The 21,360-nt window shown below is 49.9% G+C and carries 19 protein-coding genes and 1 pseudogene; 9 read left to right on the forward strand and 11 right to left on the reverse strand.

Annotated elements, in window-relative coordinates:
- Positions 1 to 24: 24 nt before the first annotated feature.
- From DWY55_RS16515 to DWY55_RS16530, 4 genes and pseudogenes are all read right to left on the reverse strand, one after another.
- Positions 25 to 888 (reverse strand): helix-turn-helix domain-containing protein, encoded by an 864-nt coding sequence (locus DWY55_RS16515; RefSeq protein WP_008662453.1) that lies wholly within the window; start codon positions 886 to 888, stop codon positions 25 to 27.
- A gap of 148 nt (positions 889 to 1,036) precedes the next feature.
- Positions 1,037 to 2,005 carry a fimbrillin family protein gene (locus DWY55_RS16520; protein ID WP_005830928.1) on the reverse strand — a complete coding sequence of 323 codons (969 nt, stop codon included), beginning with the start codon at positions 2,003 to 2,005 and terminating at the stop codon, positions 1,037 to 1,039.
- Positions 2,006 to 2,050: 45 nt separating this feature from the next.
- On the reverse strand, positions 2,051 to 3,055 hold the full coding sequence (locus DWY55_RS16525; protein WP_034525948.1) for a DUF5119 domain-containing protein: 1,005 nt from the start codon (positions 3,053 to 3,055) through the stop codon (positions 2,051 to 2,053).
- Positions 3,031 to 3,546, reverse strand: a pseudogene (locus DWY55_RS16530) (DUF3575 domain-containing protein); the annotation flags it as partial. The gene DWY55_RS16525 and the pseudogene DWY55_RS16530, both read right to left, overlap by 25 nt.
- Positions 3,547 to 4,082: 536 nt before the next feature.
- Here DWY55_RS16530 and DWY55_RS16535 point away from each other — a divergent pair.
- Positions 4,083 to 4,886, forward strand: a complete 804-nt coding sequence (locus DWY55_RS16535) for a glycerophosphodiester phosphodiesterase (protein WP_008662450.1) — start codon at positions 4,083 to 4,085, stop codon at positions 4,884 to 4,886.
- 19 nt (positions 4,887 to 4,905) lie between these two features.
- Here DWY55_RS16535 and dprA read toward each other — a convergent pair whose 3' ends face one another.
- The 3 genes from dprA to DWY55_RS16550 are packed head-to-tail and all read right to left on the reverse strand — an operon-like array spanning position 4,906 to position 7,776.
- Positions 4,906 to 6,024: a DNA-processing protein DprA gene (dprA, locus tag DWY55_RS16540; RefSeq protein WP_117879064.1), complete on the reverse strand. Its 1,119-nt coding sequence runs from the start codon at positions 6,022 to 6,024 to the stop codon at positions 4,906 to 4,908.
- A gap of 11 nt (positions 6,025 to 6,035) precedes the next feature.
- Positions 6,036 to 6,452 carry an acyl-CoA thioesterase gene (locus tag DWY55_RS16545; RefSeq protein ID WP_005834284.1) on the reverse strand — a complete coding sequence of 139 codons (417 nt, stop codon included), beginning with the start codon at positions 6,450 to 6,452 and terminating at the stop codon, positions 6,036 to 6,038.
- Positions 6,453 to 6,483: 31 nt separating this feature from the next.
- The gene (locus DWY55_RS16550) at positions 6,484 to 7,776 is read right to left on the reverse strand and encodes a peptidase U32 family protein (RefSeq protein ID WP_034532656.1); all 1,293 of its coding nucleotides are present in this window, start codon (positions 7,774 to 7,776) and stop codon (positions 6,484 to 6,486) included.
- 69 nt (positions 7,777 to 7,845) lie between these two features.
- Between DWY55_RS16550 and dusB the strand changes: the two genes are divergently transcribed.
- The 3 genes from dusB to DWY55_RS22545 all read left to right on the forward strand — a co-directional run bounded on the left by dusB (position 7,846) and on the right by DWY55_RS22545 (position 9,310).
- Positions 7,846 to 8,826, forward strand: a complete 981-nt coding sequence (gene dusB / locus DWY55_RS16555; RefSeq protein ID WP_005834282.1) for a tRNA dihydrouridine synthase DusB — start codon at positions 7,846 to 7,848, stop codon at positions 8,824 to 8,826.
- Positions 8,827 to 8,928: 102 nt separating this feature from the next.
- The gene (locus DWY55_RS16560) at positions 8,929 to 9,174 is read left to right on the forward strand and encodes a hypothetical protein (RefSeq protein ID WP_055288301.1); all 246 of its coding nucleotides are present in this window, start codon (positions 8,929 to 8,931) and stop codon (positions 9,172 to 9,174) included.
- Positions 9,175 to 9,184: 10 nt separating this feature from the next.
- Entirely contained in the window at positions 9,185 to 9,310 is a 126-nt protein-coding gene (locus DWY55_RS22545) for a hypothetical protein (protein ID WP_005834280.1), read from the forward strand.
- Here DWY55_RS22545 and DWY55_RS16565 read toward each other — a convergent pair.
- The 3 genes from DWY55_RS16565 to DWY55_RS16575 all read right to left on the reverse strand — a co-directional run bounded on the left by DWY55_RS16565 (position 9,307) and on the right by DWY55_RS16575 (position 12,270).
- Positions 9,307 to 10,272 (reverse strand): phosphatase PAP2 family protein, encoded by a 966-nt coding sequence (locus DWY55_RS16565; protein WP_005830954.1) that lies wholly within the window; start codon positions 10,270 to 10,272, stop codon positions 9,307 to 9,309. The two genes, DWY55_RS22545 and DWY55_RS16565, sit on opposite strands and share 4 nt — an antisense overlap.
- Positions 10,263 to 11,270, reverse strand: coding sequence for an NAD-dependent epimerase/dehydratase family protein (locus DWY55_RS16570; RefSeq protein WP_005830955.1), 1,008 nt, complete (start codon positions 11,268 to 11,270; stop codon positions 10,263 to 10,265). The genes DWY55_RS16565 and DWY55_RS16570 overlap by 10 nt, the downstream gene beginning before the upstream one ends.
- A gap of 61 nt (positions 11,271 to 11,331) precedes the next feature.
- Positions 11,332 to 12,270 (reverse strand): cation diffusion facilitator family transporter, encoded by a 939-nt coding sequence (locus tag DWY55_RS16575; protein ID WP_034523299.1) that lies wholly within the window; start codon positions 12,268 to 12,270, stop codon positions 11,332 to 11,334.
- Positions 12,271 to 12,496: 226 nt separating this feature from the next.
- Here DWY55_RS16575 and rnr point away from each other — a divergent pair, with 226 nt between their 5' ends.
- Both rnr and DWY55_RS16585 read left to right on the forward strand, forming a co-directional pair.
- On the forward strand, positions 12,497 to 14,641 hold the full coding sequence (gene rnr, locus DWY55_RS16580) for a ribonuclease R (RefSeq protein WP_005830959.1): 2,145 nt from the start codon (positions 12,497 to 12,499) through the stop codon (positions 14,639 to 14,641).
- A 165-nt stretch (positions 14,642 to 14,806) separates the two neighbouring features.
- A complete protein-coding gene (locus DWY55_RS16585; protein WP_005830961.1) occupies positions 14,807 to 15,283 on the forward strand; it encodes a pyridoxamine 5'-phosphate oxidase family protein in 477 nt (158 codons plus the stop codon).
- A 63-nt stretch (positions 15,284 to 15,346) separates the two neighbouring features.
- Here the strand turns inward: DWY55_RS16585 and cysK are convergent, their stop codons facing one another.
- On the reverse strand, positions 15,347 to 16,294 hold the full coding sequence (gene cysK, locus DWY55_RS16590; RefSeq protein WP_117879065.1) for a cysteine synthase A: 948 nt from the start codon (positions 16,292 to 16,294) through the stop codon (positions 15,347 to 15,349).
- Between the two features lie 219 nt (positions 16,295 to 16,513).
- On the opposite strand from cysK, the gene epsC reads away from it, so the two are divergent.
- The 3 genes from epsC (at position 16,514) to DWY55_RS16605 (ending at position 21,298) form a co-directional block, all read left to right on the forward strand.
- Positions 16,514 to 17,413 carry a serine O-acetyltransferase EpsC gene (epsC, locus tag DWY55_RS16595; RefSeq protein ID WP_005830965.1) on the forward strand — a complete coding sequence of 300 codons (900 nt, stop codon included), beginning with the start codon at positions 16,514 to 16,516 and terminating at the stop codon, positions 17,411 to 17,413.
- A gap of 139 nt (positions 17,414 to 17,552) precedes the next feature.
- Positions 17,553 to 19,052 (forward strand): THUMP domain-containing protein, encoded by a 1,500-nt coding sequence (locus tag DWY55_RS16600; RefSeq protein WP_009037570.1) that lies wholly within the window; start codon positions 17,553 to 17,555, stop codon positions 19,050 to 19,052.
- Between the two features lie 20 nt (positions 19,053 to 19,072).
- Positions 19,073 to 21,298: a S9 family peptidase gene (locus DWY55_RS16605; RefSeq protein WP_117879066.1), complete on the forward strand. Its 2,226-nt coding sequence runs from the start codon at positions 19,073 to 19,075 to the stop codon at positions 21,296 to 21,298.
- The last annotated feature ends 62 nt before the right edge of the window (positions 21,299 to 21,360 follow it).

Here is a 21,360-nt window from a genome sequence, read left to right on the forward strand (position 1 = left end):
CGGGAAACCGCCGGAGGAGTTTTTTTATGACATGCCGTTTACTTCAGATAAATTGCCGGCACGCAAGCTACGGGGAGAAGCCCCGAAATTCTTTTTGCAGAAATTGGAAAAATGAGGCAGCGATTCAAAGCCATATTTATAGCAAATCTCTGATATAGAAGCATCCGTATAACGAAGTTCATAAACCACGCTTTCCTTCCTCCGTTCCATCATCCACTCGTACACCGGTTGATGAAAAACAGAATTGAATATACGCCGGAAAGTAGCTACTGTATATCCTCCCAACTGGGCAAGTTCCTCTACCGTCTTGACTTTGGCATGATTCTGCAAGACAAAGTAGTGGAAGGAATTAGTATACTGGGCAAGAGGATGTATCAGCATGGAAAGCTCATAGTCGGAGTAGTAATTTCCAAGAATGAAAGCAAGTTCTTTCCGTTTGAAACAAAGTATTTCCCGGCAAATCTTCTCCTCGGACAAATAGGCCTTGGAACTTTCCAGAAAGAGCTGCAACTCGGGAGTAATGGTCAAAGGATAGAATATCAATGGAGGGGTAACCTCTTTCATAATATGGTTATACCGGTCCTCACAGAAGAATTCAGGCTTACTGAACCGGTAACAAACGCATTCCACATCCGTCATGGCAAGTATTTCGTACTTGGAACCAATAGCTTGAAGGATGAACTCACCTGCATGCAACACAGTTCCCGCATACTCCTTACTGTTGACAAGCACTTCTCCTTTCAGCAGGAAAATTATAATATTTTCCTCACACTTTCGCGCCGGCAGATGGAATCCTCTGGGGTGGGAAGCATATATTATTGCATTGTCCACAGCCTTGGGACATTGAGCGCATTGTTTTTTACCTCTGCAAGCAGAAGAGTTGGGCATCGGCAAGTAGATTTGTTTGTTTGTTGCAGTGACAAAAATAGATAAATAATACTCATAAAAGAAACATTCCCCGAAAACTTTCATAAAGAAGTTTCGGGGAATGAATAAAATAGAAGTAATTCAGTTTTTTATTGCGGACAGTGCCGTTTTATTTTTCCACGTTCGTATCATCAGCCGTACTCCATGGACCAACTTCAGGTACAAAGGTTACTTTTGCCGCCTTATTGGCCAGCGTCAGCGTATAACGTATCTTTTTGCCTTCACCCCAGGCTTGTGTATCATTCAAGTCAATGGCGGAAGTTACAGTATCAAGAAGAACGTCTTTCTCATAGATGTCATAGACAACATTGATTTTGGCATTCGTATCCAACGTCTGGGGCATCAACATCCAGGCTGCATTCATTTCCACACCCGTTGTATTCACTTCCAATGCACTGCCGGCAATCGTATGCGCATAAGTGGCTGTTCCTTCTTGTGACTTCCATGTTGAATCATCAAAACCATAAGTTCCCTTATTGTGCACGCCGGATATTGTAAGTGTTTTCAGTTTATAAGTCAAAGCGTCGGCTGCCTTGACAGTGAAATTTATTTGGGTCAGTATATGGCCGAATTTCAAAGATACCCCACTGGCATTTGATGCCTTGGTTGCATCCGTCACTTTCGCGGCTACCAAGTCCGTTTGGGCAGCTACATCTGCTACCGTATAAGTAATGGAAGGATATATAGCACCAGCAGCCGGTTGATTGTACGTCAAGGCTCCGGTACCCGGATTCCCGTAAGCAAAGAACTGCAAGTTATCCGTCATTGGCCAATAATATGTTCCCCCAGTCAAACTCCAGTTGGGAGCACTATAGGTTACTTTAACATCTGTCATGAATTCCTTCATCGCATCAAAAGTCGCAACGGAGGCCATTGCTGTCGCTCCCGTATTATAAGCATACACAGTGAACCCTACCTTCTGCAATTCCGGCAAATCAGTCACTGTGGCTCTCGTAGTGTTACCCACTACTGTTCCCAATTTAATCTCTGCCTTTTGTCCGGCATTCTCTATCTCCTCACTTTCCGAGCAACTCATTACTGCTGCTGCAGCCAAAGCCAAAAATAAAACCTTCTTCATAATTGTCTGTTATTAAAGTTAATATATTTATTTGTCTGTTTGCTATCAATTCACTGGTAGCTCCACATCCGTCTCATCATCCCAATCGTCCACATCGCCACCAATCCCTCCATCTCCTTCATCGGTTCCCGGTTCCAAATCATCCACCACAACCTTGTCCTCCGGTACGGGAACTTCGATATGGATTTCCGACCCAGGAACGCCCACATCAGGTTCTTCTTCGCCTCCTCCCGAGGGAGGAGCTGTTTCAATCACTTCCGTGATGTCTACCTTCACCTCTTGAACCGTTTTATCTCGTTTCACAATCTTCAGTGTCAGCAACATAGGACTATCCGCACGGGTCTTGGTATCTTTCAGTAATACAAAACTGGAGAAATACCCCCATAAAAGCCCGTTTTCACGCTTTGTATCCACACATATAGGTACCTCGCTCAAATGGCAAGCACGGTTGCCTATAAAGTAACTTCCGTTCAAGCCGTCCACATGGCAGATGATGCTCGATATTCTATCCCATCCTTCCACCTTTATATCAAAGGAATAATGGTCCACTACCGCTTCCGGCTTCCAGTCCAACGGAAGCGCCACATCACTCTGCCCTATTTCCACCTCGTCCAAAGCCACCACATACAAAGGGTCGGGCGACCAAACCATATTTTCGTGTACATCCAGCCCCGTACAGTGTCCCGTAAAAGCCTCAATCGTCTCATAACTCTCGTCGCCCCGTATCTGTATACTCTCCGTATTGAAGTTATAGGCCACCACCGCATACTTCCCCGGCGGTACCTTCACCTCACCCCCTCCGGCAGGCAGATAACTTTCAACCTTTCTCCCCTGAGTATCTTTCGGATAGAAGATAATCCGCATGGTCTGCGGCAGCTTATCCGTCACCCCTTTCCAATCCAGTTTAATCTGTACTCCGCTAACGGGATAATCATCCAGCATATCGCGGAAGTCACAGCTTCCCAGCATTGGCAACAGTCCGAAGAACAGCCAGAGAATCATATGCCGTGCATCTTTCATACCACTCATCTCCCCGACGTTAGAAGCCATACCAAAGAAATTTTTGCTTTTGTCGGCCCGATAAAGTGATACTTTCCACTACTGACCCAAACCAAGTCATTTCCATAAGAAGTATATTTCCTGTACTCCGTATCCAAGTATCCAATGCCCACACTGAATTCAATCGCCAGATGCCGAGCCAGTGGACGCACGTATCCATAAGTTATTCCTGCAGCTGCGTAATACTTCCCCCGGTATCCCTTCTCCTTTTTCAACTGAAAATCATAGGTACCTCCTTCGGCATATGCTCCCAGGAAGTGTCCGGACAATCTTCCGCGCGTATGGCGGTTTCCCAACCAGTAACGCGCCTCTGTCCCTCCCGAAAGGAGCTGATAGCAGAAATTACATCCGCTGTCAGACCACCAAGGGCATTTGTACTCAACATTCAAAGACCACCTCTTTCCCAATGGCAGCTCCACTTCTATGTTCGGAGCCAAGGCCAGGTCGTAAAGCAAATTATTTTTTAACGCCAGCACCGTTTTACAAGTATGGCTATGGGATTCTGCCGACTTATTCTGCCCTATTACCTGCCCCGACATCATACAAAAAAGGAGTAGCCAAAGGACATATATAAAAATGCGTTTTCCCATAATTTCGCGTTGTATATAAACAAAAGTAGAAGATAATTACCGAATAAAAATCACTTTCCATCACTCTTTTCAAAGGCTGAAAGGTTCTGTGAAACGATTGAAACAGATTTGCAACTTCTGCCTTATCCGGGACGCTGTGAATAGATTCTTCTCTCTCAAAAAGTCAATCCGTGTGCGAAAACAGTAAAATTCAGTGAAAGAAATACAAAAGAAGTAGCAGGAACATTCTGAAATTTGGAAGATAACAACGGGAACCTTACATTTGTAATGTGATTTTTTTCATAGTATTAGATTTAAGGTTAACAAAGGTTGGAGTACAGCGGTACTCCTTTTTTTATGCCCATACGTTTCTCCGAATGACAAAAAATAGCTATCTTCGATGGCTTTTATAACTGTTAAAGAAGAAAACATCACCACTTGAGCCCATTATGAAAAAACCGGTACTCGCATTGCTTTCCATAATCCTACTTACCGCAGGATGTTCCCAACGGCCTGCCGCCACCACCAAGATACCCCTGACCAGCGCACACCGTGGTGCCGCCACCATCGCTCCCGAAAACACAATGGCATCCGTAGATTCGTGCATCAAATACGGTGTAGGCAATATAGAATGCGATGTCTGCATCAGTAAGGACAGTGTCTTCTACGTACTGCACGATTCCACCCTCGACCGTACCACCAACGGTACCGGCGCCATCTCCCAATGGCTGTCCACCGACATCGACACACTGGATGCCGGCTCTTGGTTTGCGCCCCGATTTGCCGGACAACGGGTACTACGCCTTACCGACCTGCTACGCAAGGCCAAAGAGCACGGTTTAAGAATCACCATCGACTACCGCAACGGCGGTCTGCACCAATTACTGAACTTGATAAAGGACGAAGGCATGCTGGAAAACTGCAACTTCACCTTCAGCAAGGAGTATCATGCCAAATGCTTCAGAAAGATGGCACCCGAGGTAAGAACCCTGCAAGCCTACATCAAAAGTGAAAAGGACATAGAGCATGTCGTAAAGGAACTGCATCCCGACATCGCTGTCGTCTGGATTGACTCCCTTACCCCGCAATTCGTAAAGAAATGCCGTGAGCACAACCTGCAGGTACTGGCACTCGTCCTGGGGCTGGACGACAAGACGGAAGAGAACCAGAAGGCAGTCGACCTGGGGGTAGACATCATAGCGACGGACCACCCGGAAAAGTTCATCATGAAATACGGGAAACCGTCCATATAAGGCAAGAGACCTGCCGCGCTCAAGTCAGCAAGTGATAGACACCACCCACCATTGCCTTGACCACTCCCTTCATCTCCAATTCAAAAAGCAAGGCACTCATCCGGTTGACGGGTATGTCCGCTTCCACCATCATCGCATTGATATGGAGGTCTCCCTGCCGCATAAGAATACGCACAACGAGCTCCTCCTCTTCCGTCAGTTCCGGGAAGAGATTACGCTGGATACCTTCTGTCCGGGCAGGCTGCTCCGCTACGGCCCAGCCCATAATCTGCACAAACTCTTCCGCACTCTGGATAAGGGCGGCCTTGTTGTCGCGTATCAACCGGTTGCAACCGATGGAAGATTCGTCCGTAACACGTCCCGGAACGGCAAAACAGTCACGATGGTATCCCTCCGCCAACTCTGCAGTGATAAGGGAACCTCCCTTTGCGGCAGACTCCACCACAATGGTAGCATCACTCATACCCGCCACAATACGGTTACGGCTAACAAAGTTATGCTTGTCCGGATTCGTCCCGGTAAGGAATTCGGTCAGCAGTCCACCTTGTGCCAGCATGTCGATGGCTGTTTTCCGGTGGACATACGGATAAATGCGGTCCAGTCCGTGAGCAAGGACAGCAATGGTAGGGAGATGATTTGCCAAAGCGACCCGATGGGCATGGATATCTATCCCGTAGGCCAGTCCGCTTACTACCAGCACATCGGGACAAAGAACGGCCAAATCGCGCAGGAAGTCGGCACAGAATTGCTTGCCGTAATCGGTGGCACGACGTGTACCTACCATATCGATGACATGCAGACGGTTGAAATCGGTGTTTCCTTTAAAGAAAAGTACAATCGGCGCATCTTCACATTCACGCAGGCGGGAAGGGTAAGCCTCATCCTTCAACGTCAGGCAGGAAAGGCGGTTCTTCTCTACAAACTCCATCTCCTGCTCGGCACGCAGAAAGGCAGCGGGACAATCAAGGGCCGTCACTACCCCCGGATTCACACCGGGCATGATTTCGGGGAGCTCCTTCCGCCGACTGAATACTTCGGCAGCACTGCCCATACCCTCTATTAAACGCTTTGCCCCGATATGTCCTATACCGGGGCAAAGTGTGAGAGCTATGCTGCAAATCCGTTCGTCACTGTTCATTCCACCACAGATTACACAGATTCACACGGATTGAGATAAGGGGCAAAGAGACGGTCGAACAGTTCGCTATCGCTTAACCGTCCGTTCACCACACATACGGTTTCAACTATGCCTTTGAGACAGACTTTGCCGTCGGAAGCACGGAAGATATCTTGGTAAAAGACGTACTTGATACCCTCCTTCTTCATGTAGAGTTTGGAGACAAACTCGTCACCACTCCTCAGGGGAGTCTTGAAAGCCATATTGATACGTGCCACTACCGGGTCTACCCCCTGCTCGTGCAGTCCGGCAAAGCTGACGCCGGCACTCAACAGAAACTCATGGCGCGTATGCTCCAGATAATGCTGATAATTGGCATTATTGACGATGCCTTGCAGGTCGCATTCATAGTCGCGCACCTTCATGGGAAGTTCATAGATATAATTCATATTTACTATTGGACTATTTACTATTTGATACTTAGCCACGTTGTTTCTCCACATCCAAGCCTTTGAACTTCTTCAGTTCCTCTACGCTGACCAGCTTGTAGAGTTTGTCACTGGGACGTATTTTCACCGATTTCATCGAGAAATGCTGGCCTTTCTTTACAGTCTGCACGGGTTTCAAATCGACGCGTGCCTCGTCCAAAGTGACGAATTCGGCACCCGTTGTGGGACCCGTAATCAGCAACTTGTCGCCTACGCTCACTTCGGCTGCTTCTACCAGGAACTCTGCCACACCGATGTTTGAGAAGTAGCGGATGCCCTTACCCACATAGATTTTACGTTCCGTAGCGGCAGAGCCGTAGTTCTTGGTCCATTCGCCCAAGCGTTGTCCCAGGTAGTAGCCGTCCCAGAAACCACGATTGAAGACCGTCTTCAAACGTTCGTCCCACCGGGCAATCTTCTCATCGGTGAATGTATCGTCCAGATAGGAACGGATGGCTTCTTTGTAACACTCCACTACCGTGCGCACGTACTCGGGTCCGCGGGCACGTCCTTCTATTTTGAAAACACGAACACCTGCATCCAGCATCTTGTTCATGAAGTGGATAGTTTTTAAGTCTTTGGGGGACATGATGTATTGGTTGTCCACCTCCAATTCCACATCCGTCTCCTTGTCGCGCACCGTATAACTACGGCGGCATACCTGCATGCAAGCACCACGGTTGGCAGATTGGTTCATCTCATGCAATGAGAGATAACACTTTCCGCTGACTGCCATGCAAAGGGCACCGTGGCAGAACATCTCTATACGTATCTGCTCTCCGCTGGGTCCACAGATATTCTCCTCACGGATATGGCGGTAGATTTCTGCCACTTGCTCCAGATTCAACTCACGCGCCAGCACCACCACATCGGCAAACTGCGCATAGAAGCGCAGGGCTTCCACGTTGCTGATGTTGAGCTGTGTGCTGAGGTGTACCTCCTGCCCTATCTGCCGGGCATAACTCATCACTGCCACATCAGCGGCAATGACTGCCGAGATGCCTGCCGCCTTTGCCGCATCTACAATGGTACGCATCAGCGGAATGTCATGGTCGTATATAATGGTATTGACGGTGAGGTAGCTCTTCATGCCATGTTCGTCGCACGTCCGGGCTATTTCCCGCAAATCGTCGATAGTGAAGGTATTTGCCGAACGGGCACGCATGTTCAGGTTCTCGATACCGAAATAGATGGAGTCGGCACCTGCTTGTATGGCTGCTGCGAGAGATTCGCGCGAGCCTACCGGTGCCATGATTTCGAAGTCACTGATTGAGTGTTTCATCATTTCTTTTTGAATTAGAGTATGCAAAGGTAGGCTTTTTTCTGTACTTTTGCGGACAAATCCGCTTAGATTATGAAGATTAAAGATATAGACCTGGGCCCACGCCCCGTATTCCTCGCCCCGATGGAGGACGTCACCGACCCTGCTTTCCGCCTGATGTGCAAGCACTTCGGAGCAGACATGGTATATACCGAGTTCGTTTCTGCCGATGCCTTGATACGCTCCGTAGGCAAGACCCAGCAGAAACTGAACATCAGCGATGAAGAGCGGCCCGTAGCCATACAGATATACGGACGGGACACCGCCACCATGGTAGAAGCCGCCCGCATTGTGGAGCAGGCACATCCGGACACGCTGGACATCAACTTCGGCTGCCCCGTGAAGCGCGTTGCCGGCAAGGGTGCCGGTGCCGGTATGCTACAGAACATTCCGCTGATGCTGGAAATCACTCGTGCCGTGGTAGATGCCGTGAAGATTCCCGTCACCGTGAAGACCCGCCTGGGCTGGGATGCCAACAGTAAAATCATCGTAGACCTTGCCGAGCAGTTGCAGGACTGCGGCATTGCCGCCCTCACCATCCACGGCCGTACCCGCGCCCAGATGTATACCGGCGAGGCGGACTGGACACTTATCGGCGAGGTGAAAAAGAACCCACGCATGCACATTCCCATCATCGGCAACGGTGATATCACCACTCCCCAACGGGCCAAAGAATGCTTCGACCTCTACGGTGTGGACGCCATCATGATAGGCCGTGCCAGCTTCGGTCGCCCGTGGTTCTTTAAGGAAGTGAAGCATTATTTGGAGACGGGCGAAGAACTCCCTCCGCTGAGTTCCGAATGGCGGCTGAACGTACTCCGCCAGGAAGTGGAAGACAGCGTCAACCTGCTGGATGAACGACGGGGCATACTGCACGTGCGCCGCCACCTGGCAGCAAGCCCGCTCTTCAAAGGGATTCCCAATTTCCGCGACACCCGGATAGCCATGCTGCGGGCAGAGACGAAGGAGGAACTGTACCGCATCTTCGAAGAGATAGAGCCGTTGCTGCCATAGGAGAAAACCGCATACGATTTTTACCATCGAGTCCGATACTTGAGCAATCATCCTCACGCCCCTTCTTGAATAGCTTCTGAGAGGGGGGCTATTCAGACGCAGATGACACGCTTTGTTGCCATCCGCATAACTCACTGTCTGTCAGCAAGAAATTTTGCCAACCACTTGCCTTGCCCTTGGCAAACTTTTGCCATGCCTATGGCAAAGTTTTGCCAACGCGGTGGCAAAGCCTTGCCAATGGGAAGGCAAAACCTTGCCAACAAGGAGGCAAGAAAAAAAACATTGTTTCTTTGGCAGAAAGAAACAAGTCCCTATATTCGTCTTCCCAAGAAAGAAAGAATCCCATAAATATGTCTTTATGAAAAAGAAAAAACTGCTCAAACAGCTCATCGTAAACTTCCAGCATTCACTTCCGGCAGAAGTTTATCCGCGTACATTGGTATTGCCCACAGACAGTGGAAAGATAATCACCGTGCCCGACTAGCGGAACATCGGCTGCGCAAACCATCGCTTGAACATCCACGTGGCCAGGATATAAATGCCGAAAGCCGATACGAAACCCACGATAGAGTCTATCAGGTAATGTGCCTGGATATAGACCGTAGCCCCGCACAACAGCAGATAGAAAGGAAACAAGCAGGCAAACAGACGCTTGCTGCCACGCCATGCCATAATCATCAGTACCGTAGACATTCCGACGTGCGAACTGGGAAAAGCAGCCGTGGGGCGCTCACCCACCTGCTGGGAACTCTCCACCAGGTTGTAGAAGAAGCCGTGCTCATAGCCCGGACCGGGAAGAAGTTCCTGATGGTGATGGAAATAGTCACCGATGGACGGGAAGATACCTTGCGCCACATGGTCGCTTCCAATGGCGGGGAAGTAGAACTGCGGCCCGGCAACGGGGACGAAGATATAAATAAGGTAATAGATGAAGAAAGCGGTGACGATGACGAACGAAACCTTCTCGAAAAGGTCGAAACGATAAAGGAAATACCACACCACCACCAGCAGAATCATCGGATAATAGAAGAAGTATCCCATATTGAACGGCTCGCTCACCCACATCTGCGGAAACCTTTCACAGAACCATACAGCAGGCTGTCCGCCAAACATCCACTGCTCCACCGACGCGAACACGTGGTCGAGATTGGGGAATATCCGGTTGAACTCAAAGGTGTCGGGATACCAATAGGAAAGCAGTGACATCTGGATGGCTATGCGCACAAAGGCAGAGAACTTGCAGGGTGCCAGCCGGTAAAGATACATCAGCAGGAACGTCATACCCGCAATGACAACACGGTCTGCAAGCATCTGCACCGGATGATCCATTTCCTGAAAAAGAAACAGAATGAGAATGGAAGTCAGCAAATTGTATATCAGCGTAATCTTCTCTACCGCAAAAAGCCCCTTACGGGTTTCTACCCTTTTAAATAAATCTAAAGCCATCCCTTATCCTTATACCAGGCAATGGTTTCCTTTACACCCCGTTCCAGGTCGTACTCAGGACTGAAGCCCAGTTCCTCGACGGCCGGTGTGATGTCACACTGCCAGTTGCGTTGTTTCATTATTCTATACTTGTCCGAATTGAGCGTACTGGTCTTGTTCTGCCGCTTCGCCCAAAATTCAGCGAGCAAAGATACGACTTTCAATACAATTAACGGACATCTCAAGCGAATAACAAACGGATTGCCCAATTCTTTCCTTATCAAATCGGAAAAAGCACGGCTGCTATACACCTTCCCGTCAGCCAGGAAATAGGCGCGGCGGGACACCTGCTTCTCTATCCCGAGGAAGACGGCTTGCACGATATCCTTTACATATACAAACGTCAAGTCCTGGCGGCAGAAGCCTACAGAAAAGTCCGTATGCTGCCGGATGGACTTTGCCATAAGATAATAATCCTTCTCACGCGGCCCGTATACACCCGTCGGCCGGTAGATGACGTAGGGGAAACCCGGAATACTCTGCAAATAAAGTTCTGTTTTCAGTTTACTGAGTCCGTAGGCGGTATTGGGTGAAGGGGGGTCACTCTCCATAATCGGGTCGTAGGTCCTCTCGCGTACCGGGCCGAACACACTCAGCGTACTGATGAAGATAAACTGCTTGGGAATCATGTTCAGCTCCCTCAGCGTATCGATGAAGTATTTGGTCTGCAGATAATTCACCAAATCGAATTCGTTCTTGTCCACACACTTCGTCACACCGGCACAATGGACAATATAATCAAACTTATTGTAGGTCCCTTTATGTCCCGAGAGTTGTGCCCTCAGTTCATTGGGGTGCGCAAAGTCCAGTTCGAGGAAATGTATCTTGCGGTCACGCAGATACTCGCGGCTGCTGGACGAACGTACACCCGCCCACACACCGAACTTGCGCTTCAACGCCTCCTCCACGATGAAACTTCCGATAAATCCGCTTGCTCCTGTAATTAAAATCGATTCCACTTCTTCAGTTACAAATTACTAATTACTTTTCATCCGGTCCGTCACCTTGACGCTCCTTGTGTTACTCTGTCGCCTCGTTACTCTTCTTCACCGGCTCCACATGGATGCTGACCAGTGTTCCTTTGCCGAACTGCCTTTTCAACTTGTTCTCCACCGCCGTTGCCGTCTCGTGGGCTTCCTCCAGCGAGATGCTGCCATCCATACGCACATGCACCTCGATGGCACAATAACTGCCGATGCGGCGCGTACGAAGGTGATGCGGCGAGCTGATACCGGGAAAAGAGAGAATCGTCTTCAGTATCTCATCCTCCACCTCGGCAGGCAATGATTTCTCCAACAGTTCGTCCACACACGGTATCAACAACTGCACAGCCACCTTCATAATGAAGAAGCTGACAATAACCGCTGCCACCGGGTCCAGCACCCGCCAATGGTCACCCAAAAGAATGGCGCCACCTATACCCGCTGCCGTGCCTATGGACGAAAACGCGTCACTCCGGTGATGCCAGGCATTGGCAACAACCGCCTGCGAATTCAACTTCCTGCCCTTGAATACGGTATATTGATAAAGCACTTCCTTGAAAACGATGGATACCAATGCAGCCACCAGTGCCAGTATACCGGGTTCCTGCAGAGAGCCGCCTTGCAGGAAGCGGTAAATGGAGGAAGCCCCGTTCCAGAAAATGCCGAATCCCACAAACAACAGAAAAATACCGATAATGGCAGTTGCCAGCGTCTCGTACTTGCCATGACCGTAATCGTGTCCTTCATCTTCGGGCTTTGCCGAAATGCGCACAAAAACAATGACAATAATATCTGTAATAAAATCCGACAAAGAATGTACCGCATCCGCCAGCATGGCGGCACTGTGACCTACAATACCTGCAAAGAATTTGAAGACAAGCAAGAGAAAGTTTACCACACTTCCCACAACCGTCACCCGGTAAATGTCTTTTTCCCGTGTGGCATCTGCTTTTTTGTTCAGAGTTTGCATTTCCATCTGCTTTTCGTCTAAGGTACAGCCTATCTTCACTTTGTGTGCAAATATAGTACATAAATCCATTACAATCTGTCGTTCCTTCATTATTTTCAATAGAATGATAATATTTTGAAGTCTGAGTGAACGAAGGAACGTATTTATTTGTTTACTTTGCAAGAGGTAATCACCACAGATTACACAGATTGACACAGAATCTCTATTTATACATAAAATACATCATAACATTATGGCCAAAAAGAAAGAAAAGAAAGCCGGCAAACGCATGAAGAAGAAAGAGCTCGTCAAAGTACTGCTGGAATTCTTCCACACAAAGCAAGACGAAGTATTATCCCTGAAATACATCTTTGAACAACTCCACCTCACCACACATCCGCTGAAGATGCTGTGCATGGACATCTTGTCCGAACTGTCGATGGACGACTACATCACAGAAGTGGACAAGCACAAATACAAGCTGAACAACCACGGCGTGGAAATGACCGGAACCTTCCAGCGCAAGAGCAACGGCAAGAATTCCTTTATACCGGAAGGTGGAGGCGAACCGATATTCGTGGCCGAACGCAACTCGGCACACGCCATGAACAATGATAAAGTGCGTATCGCCTTCTATGCCAAGCGTCGCGGACGCGAAGCCGAAGGAGAAGTCATCGAGATACTGGAACGTGCCAACGACACCTTCGTGGGTACCCTGGAAGTTGCCAAGTCATACGCTTTCCTTGTAACGGAAAACCGTACGCTTGCCAACGACATCTTCATCCCCAAAGAAAAGTTGAAAGGCGGCAAGACGGGCGACAAAGCCATCGTAAAGGTGGTGGAATGGCCCGACAAAGCCAAGAACCCCATCGGCCAGGTAATCGACATCCTGGGGCGCGCAGGAGACAATACCACCGAGATGCACGCCATCCTGGCGGAATTCGGCCTGCCCTATGTCTACCCCGCTGCCGTAGAGAAAGCTGCCGACAAGATACCCGCCGAAATCTCCGCCGAGGAAATAGCCCGACGTGAGGACTTCCGGGGTGTGACCACCTTCACCATCGACCCCAAGGATGCCAAGGACTTCGACGACGCCCTCTCCATCCGCAAACTGAAAGGGGGACTTTGGGAAGTAGGCGTACACATTGCCGACGTGACCCACTACGTGAAAGAGGGCGGCATCATAGACAAGGAAGCCGAGAAGCGTGCCACATCCGTCTACCTCGTAGACCGCACCATCCCAATGCTCCCCGAACGGTTGTGTAATTTCATCTGTTCACTCCGCCCCGACGAAGAGAAGCTTGCCTACTCCGTCATCTTTGAAATGACGGAAAAAGGCGAAGTGAAGAACTCACGCGTGGTACATACCGTCATCAAGAGCGACCGCCGCTTCACCTACGAAGAAGCCCAGGAGATTATAGAAACCGGCAAAGGAGACTTCCAGGAAGAGGTGCTCCAACTGGATAAGCTTGCCAAAATACTGCGTGAGAACCGCTTTAAGGCAGGAGCCATCAACTTCGACCGCTACGAAGTGAAGTTCGAAATTGACGAGAAGGGCAAACCCGTCAGCGTCTACTTCAAGGAGTCGAAAGATGCCAACAAGCTGATAGAGGAGTTCATGCTGCTTGCCAACCGCACCGTAGCCGAAAAGATAGGCCGCGTGCCCAAAGGCAAGAAAGCCAAAGTGTTGCCATACCGTATTCACGACCTCCCCGACCCGGAGAAGCTGGACAACCTGGCACAGTTCATCGCCCGTTTCGGCTACAAGCTGCGTACCAGCGGTACAAAGACCGACATCTCCAAGTCCATCAACCACCTGCTGGACGACATCCAGGGCAAGAAGGAGGAGAACTTGATTGAAACCGTCTCCATCCGCGCCATGCAGAAGGCACGCTACTCCGTGCATAACGTGGGGCACTATGGTTTGGCTTTCGATTACTATACCCATTTCACCTCGCCCATCCGCCGCTATCCGGATATGATGGTACACCGTCTGCTCACCAAGTACTTGGACCAGGGAGGCCGCACCGTGTCCGAACAGAAATACGAAGCCCTCTGCGAACACAGCAGCAGCATGGAGCAGATAGCCTCCAACGCGGAACGCGCCTCCATCAAGTACAAGCAAGTAGAATTCATGACCGAACGCCTGGGACAGACCTTCGACGGCGTCATCTCCGGCGTAACGGAATGGGGACTCTACGTGGAGCTGAATGAGAACAAGTGCGAAGGCATGATTCCCATCCGCGACCTCGACGATGACTATTACGAATTCGATGAAAAGAACTACTGCCTGCGCGGACGCCGCAAAAATAAAATTTATAGTCTGGGAGATGCCATTACCATTAAGGTGGCACGCGCTAACTTGGAAAAGAAGCAGCTGGACTTTGCACTGGTGTAACCTCACCCCCGACCCCTCTCCGAAAGAGAGGGGAGAGGAGAGCAATGAATTGAAAACTTGCGAAACTTGAGTGAAGTGAAATAAAGAATAACCCTACAATATTAAATATCCCCACTTCCCCACTCCCCTCTCTTTCGGAGAGGGGCCGGGGGTGAGGCTTTGCACATGAAGACAATTACTATTACAGACCCTACACAGATTGAGGAAATTATCCGTAAATGCCCATACTGCATAGTGGGCATCACAGACCTTGAAGGAAACCCATATGCGGTTCCCATGAACTTTGCCTATCAAGACGGGGTAATATACTTGCATTCCGGCCCGGAAGGCAGTAAAGTGGAGATGGTAACAAAGCACCCGCAAGTTTGCATCACCTTCTGCGAAGGACACGAGCTGGTTTATATGCACCGGCAAGTGGCATGCAGCTACAGCATGAAGTCGCGCAGTGTTATCTGTCGTGGGAAAGTACACTTCGTGGAAGACATGGAAGAGAAGCGACGCGTACTCGACATGCTGATGAAGCAATATACGGAAAATGAATGCAAATATGCCGAACCCGCCGTACGCAATGTCAAGATATGGGAAGTGAAAGTAGAGAAAATAAGCTGCCGGTCATTCGGGTTAAGACCAAGCGAACTATAAATACCATCTGCCGGTCACCTGCTCCACATTGATGGAGCGGATAACCGGCAGAAATATTTACTTTTACAACGGATATTCCTCAAATGCATACAACAGCGTCGAAAGATACCGTTCTCCCGTATCGGGTAGCAGCGCTACAATCGTCTTTCCTTCATTCTCGGGCAACCGTGCCAAGCGGGTAGCTGCAGCAACGGCAGCTCCCGAAGAGATGCCGACCAACAATCCCTCATACTTCGCCAGTTCGCGGCCCGTACGTATGGCGTCATCATTGGATACCTGCAGAACTTCGTCTATTACGGCACTGTTATAGTTCTTTGGCACAAATCCGGCACCGATACCTTGTATTTTATGGGGACTGGGCTTCCCACCGGAAAGCACGGGAGAATCTTCGGGCTCCACAGCCACAATCTTTACCTTCGGGTTATTGGCTTTCAAGGCTGCACCCACACCACTCACTGTGCCTCCCGTACCTACACCGGCCACGAAAATATCCACCCGGCCGTCTGTATCACGCCAGATTTCTTGTCCGGTAGTACGCTCGTGCATTGCCGGATTGGCAGGGTTGTCAAATTGCTGTAGAATCAGCGAGCCGGGGTTGGCGGCTTTCAGTTCTTCGGCACGGGCTATGGCGCCTTTCATACCGTCGGCACCCGGAGTCAGTACCAATTCCGCACCGAGGGCTTTCAAGAGGTTGCGGCGTTCCAAGCTCATTGTGTCGGGCATTGTCAGTATCAGCTTGTAACCTTTGGCAGCGGCCACAAAAGCCAGCCCTACGCCCGTATTCCCACTGGTAGGTTCGATGATGGTAGCACCGGGCTTCAACAGTCCTTTTGCCTCGGCATCTTCTATCATGGCAAGCGCCACGCGGTCCTTCACACTGCCGGCGGGGTTAAAATATTCCAATTTGGCGATAACACGGGCTTTCAGACGCTTATTCTTGTTATAATTATTCAACTCCAGCAAGGGAGTGTTGCCTACCAGGTCGGTAAGGCGTTCTGCTATCTTCTTCATAATCCAACTGTTTTTAAATTCCTCATTCCCCTAAGGGAAAAGACTAACAATCCGGAGTGGAACGAGGTATGTTATTTCTTACAAGACAAAAGTAGCGCAAAATTGGTTCGTAGAAAATACCACAAATATGGTAAATACGTACTATAAATGAGGGATATGTAGGATATTTGACGAGTATTTCCTATCTTTGTTGCCACTTTTAAACTTAAGGATATCATAATGAGTCCACTCAACTTTACCCACATTTTGACACAAGCAGTCGATGAGCTATCGGAAAGCGAATCATACAAAGGACTGTTTCACCAGCATACGGACGGCAACCCGCTGCCTTCGGCAAAAGTGCTGCGCGACATCATCGAACTGGCGCGAGCCATCATCTTCCCCGGATATTTCGGAAATTCTACGGTCAACAGCCGTACGGTGACTTACCATATCGGTGTCAATGTCGAACGCTTGTTCGACCTGCTGACCGAGCAAATCCTTGCCGGCCTCTGCTTTGCAGGCGACGGCGAATGCAACTGTTGTACCGAGCTCCAACGGGAAGAAGCCGCCTTATTGGCTGCCAAGTTCATCAGCAACCTGCCGGCAATGAGACGTACACTCGCCACAGATGTGGAAGCCGCCTACAACGGTGACCCCGCCGCACAGTCGTTCGGCGAAGTCATCAGCTGCTATCCGGCCATCCGCGCCATCAGCAACTACCGCATCGCACACGAGTTGCTCAAGTTGGGTGTTCCCCTCATTCCCCGCATCATCACCGAGATGGCGCACAGTGAAACGGGAATCGATATCCATCCAGGAGCGGAAATAGGTGGTTATTTTACCATCGACCACGGTACGGGTGTGGTAATCGGCGAGACCTGCATCATCGGCAACAACGTGAAGCTGTACCAGGGTGTGACCCTCGGTGCCAAGAGCTTCCCGCTAGACGAAGACGGCAAGCCCATCAAGGGTATTCCCCGCCATCCCATTCTGGAAGACAATGTGATAGTCTATTCCAACGCCACCATATTGGGACGCATCACCATCGGACAAGGAGCCACCGTAGGCGGCAATATCTGGGTGACAGAAGATGTTCCCGCAGGAGCAAGGATTGTACAGACAAAGGCCAAGAAGTAAGTCACAAACAACCAATAAACAATTAAAATCGTAAATAACTCAAATCAGCAGTTCAAGTAGTTAAATGGTTATCAGCCACTAATGAGAGAAACGAGTGACAACTACCCAGATTGCCGATTCACATAAAGTAAATGCATAGATGAGCGAACAATCTTTTGAAATGATTGCCAAAACCTTCCAAGGACTGGAAGAGGTACTGGCACAAGAGCTGACTGCACTGGGCGCCAACGAAATAGAAATAGGCCGCCGCATGGTATCTTTCAGTGGTGATAAGGAAATGATGTACAAGGCAAACTTCTGCCTGCGTACAGCCATCCGGATACTGAAACCCATCAAACACTTCACAGCCAAAGATGCCGACGAGGTTTACGAACAGATTAAAGCCATCCGATGGGAAGACTATCTGGATACGGACAAGACCTTTGCCGTGGACGCGGTTGTATTCAGTGAAGAGTTCCGTCATTCCAAGTTCGTTTCCTACAAGGTGAAGGATGCCATCGTGGACTATTTCCGCGAGAAGACCGGCGAACGTCCCGGCGTGCGTGTCAACAAACCGGACGTGCTGCTGAACATACACATTGCCGAAACCAAATGTACGCTGTCTCTCGACTCCAGCGGCGAATCGCTGCACCGCCGCGGTTATCGCCAGGAAGCAGTAGAGGCCCCGCTGAATGAGGTGCTGGCCGCCGGCATGATATTGATGACCGGCTGGCGTGGCGAATGCGACCTGATAGACCCGATGTGTGGTTCGGGAACCATTCCCATCGAAGCGGCGCTGATTGCACGCAACATCGCTCCGGGCGTATTCCGCAAGGAGTTCGCTTTCGAGAAGTGGGTGGATTTTGACCAGGAGCTGTTCGACACGATATACAATGACGACAGCCAGGAACGTGAATTTACGCATAAGATATACGGTTACGACAACAGCCCGAAGGCAAACGAAATTGCCACACACAATATAAAGGCTGCCGGCGTAAGCAAGGACGTGGTATTGAAGCTGCAACCTTTCCAGCAATTCGAGCAACCTGCGGAGAAATCCATCATCATCACCAATCCTCCCTACGGTGAGCGTATCTCTACCAACGACCTGCTGGGCCTTTACTCCATGATTGGCGAGCGTCTGAAACATGCCTTTACGGGCAACACCGCATGGATTCTTTCTTACCGGGAAGAGTGCTTCGACCAAATCGGGCTAAAAGCCACCTCCAAGATACCTTTATTCAATGGTGCGCTGGAATGCGAATTCCGCCAGTACGAAATCTTCGATGGAAAGTACAAGGAATTTCGTGCCGAAGGCGAGGAGTTGAGCAAGGAGCGCAAAGAATTTCGTCCGGCTTCTGGGGAACGGAAAGAGTTCAAACCCGGAGAAAGACGCGAATTCCGTCCCCGATTCAGTGGAGAGAGACGTGAATTCGGTAGCGAAAGACGCGAGTTCAACGGCGAACGCAGACCAAGAGAATTCAAGGACGGCGAAAAGCGCGAATTCCGTCCGCGTGAAAGAAGAGAGTTCAAGGATGGGGAAAGACGGGAGTTCAGACCGAGGGAAAGACGTGAATTCGGTGGAGAACGCAGAACAAGGTCGGGTGAGTCTTACCCGGAAAGCAAAAGAAGAGAGGCGGGAAAGAAGGAAGAAGAATAACACGAACAATGACAAGGAGAATGAATGCAAAGAAAATAAGTAAGAGCATTCTTGCACTGCTGATAACAGTACCTGCTCTGCTTGCAACAAACGCTATGGCACAAGAACTAAAAAAGCCGACCCTGGAAGATCTGATCCCCGGAGGTGAGACCTACCACAAACCGGAAAACAAATCGTACCAGTGGTGGGGCGATGCCGCTTGTCTGGAACTTGGCATCGACAATATAGAAGGTACATGGGCTGTCAAAGGATTAGGTGCCAAGCCCGGAGAGAAATTCACTGCCATCACATTGGAAGAAGCCAACGCGCTGCTGGAAGAAAAAGGACTTGGAAAACTGAGTCATTTCCATGCTGCAAAGGCTGTCAACGTACCCCGAGGCGTCAATCTGGGTATTCAAGTCCAAATAGACCCACTCCTGCTGCTGAACACCGGCAAGTACCGTGCCCTCGTCGACTGGAAGAAGAAAAAAGTCATCTGGAGCCAGCCTTGCCCCGCCCAAGCCGCAAATGAGGATTGGAACGAGGTAAGCCGCCATTTGGCTTATACTATCGGCAATAATCTCTATGTGATGACCAGTGACGGGCAAACCCTGAAAGTCACCAACGAACCGGAAGGTATCGTCTGCGGACAAAGTGTGCACCGCAATGAATTCGGCATTTCAAAAGGCACTTTCTGGAATCCTGCCGGGGACCTGCTGGCCTTTTATCGAATGAACGAAAGCATGGTCACCCCCTATCCATTGGTTGACATCACGACAAGAATAGCACTGGTGGATAAAATACGCTACCCCATGGCCGGCATGCTCAGCCATCAGGTAAAGGCAGGTATCTACAATCCGGCTACTCAAAAGACCATCTACCTAGACATGGGCGACCCAAAAGACCGCTACTTCACCAACATCACCTGGGCACCGGATGGCAAAAGCCTCTATCTGATAGAGCTAAACCGAGACCAAAACCACTCCGAACTGTGCCGGTACGATGCTGAAAGCGGAAAGCTGCAACAAGTGCTCATCGAAGAGAGACATCCCAAATATGTGGAGCCGCAATCTCCCATTCTATTCCTGCCATGGGACAGCCACAAGTTCATCTATCAAAGCCAGCGTGACGGCTTCAACCATCTGTACCTATACAATACGGAAGGGGAACTGCTGAAGCAACTCACCTCCGGCCCCTGGCTTGTACAAGACATCGTAGGTTTTAACCGGAACACGAAAGAGCTCATCATCAAGAGTACGGAAATCTCTCCTTTGCAGAGCAACCTTTACGCTGTCAACCTGAAGAATGGCAAACGCAGCTTGATAGGAGACCCAACCGGCATGCACTCGGCACAAATTTCCGGTTTCATGGGAACTTACCTCATCGACAATGCCTCTTCGCCCACTTGCCCCCGTATCATAAAACTGATGTCCACCAACCCGAAAAAACAACGGGAACACACACTGCTGACAGCCAAGAACCCCTACGAAGGCTTTGAAATGCCCAGCATAGAAGTAGGCACCATCAAAGCCGCCGACGGCAAGACAGACTTATACTACCGCCTGATAAAGCCTACCGACTTCGACCCGGCAAAGAAGTATCCCGCCATCGTCTACGTATACGGCGGCCCGCACGCCCAGATGATAACGAACGGCTGGATGAACGATGCCCGCGGCTGGGACATCTACATGGCAAACAAAGGCTACATCATGTTCAGCCTCGACAACCGTGGCAGCAGCAACCGTGGACTGGAGTTTGAAAACGCCACCTTCCGCCAGCTGGGCATCGAAGAGGGCAAAGACCAGGTGAAGGGCGTAGAATTCCTGAAAAGCCAGCCTTATGTGGACGGAGAGCGTATCGGCGTGCACGGCTGGAGCTTCGGAGGACACATGACTACGGCGCTGATGCTGCGCTATCCCGAAATTTTCAAGGTAGGCGTTGCCGGCGGACCGGTTATCGACTGGGGATACTACGAGATAATGTACGGTGAGCGCTATATGGACACTCCGCAAGCGAACCCGGAAGGCTACAAGCAGACAAATCTGAAAAACCTTGCCGGTAACTTGAAAGGACATCTGCTCATCATACACGACGACCACGACGACACCTGCGTGCCGCAGCACACCCTTTCATTCATGAAGGCGTGCGTGGATGCCCGTACCTATCCCGATTTGTTTATCTATCCCACGCACAAGCACAACGTCCTGGGACGCGACCGTGTGCATCTGCACGAGAAGATAACAAGATATTTTGAAGAATATCTTTAATGTACAATGTACCGTACAATTTGCTATGCAGTGCGGGCGTGCAAATAGGGAGTAGATGGTAG

Origin of the sequence: Bacteroides sp. AF25-38AC (assembly GCF_003602995.1) — a bacterium.
GTDB lineage: Bacteria > Bacteroidota > Bacteroidia > Bacteroidales > Bacteroidaceae > Bacteroides > Bacteroides uniformis.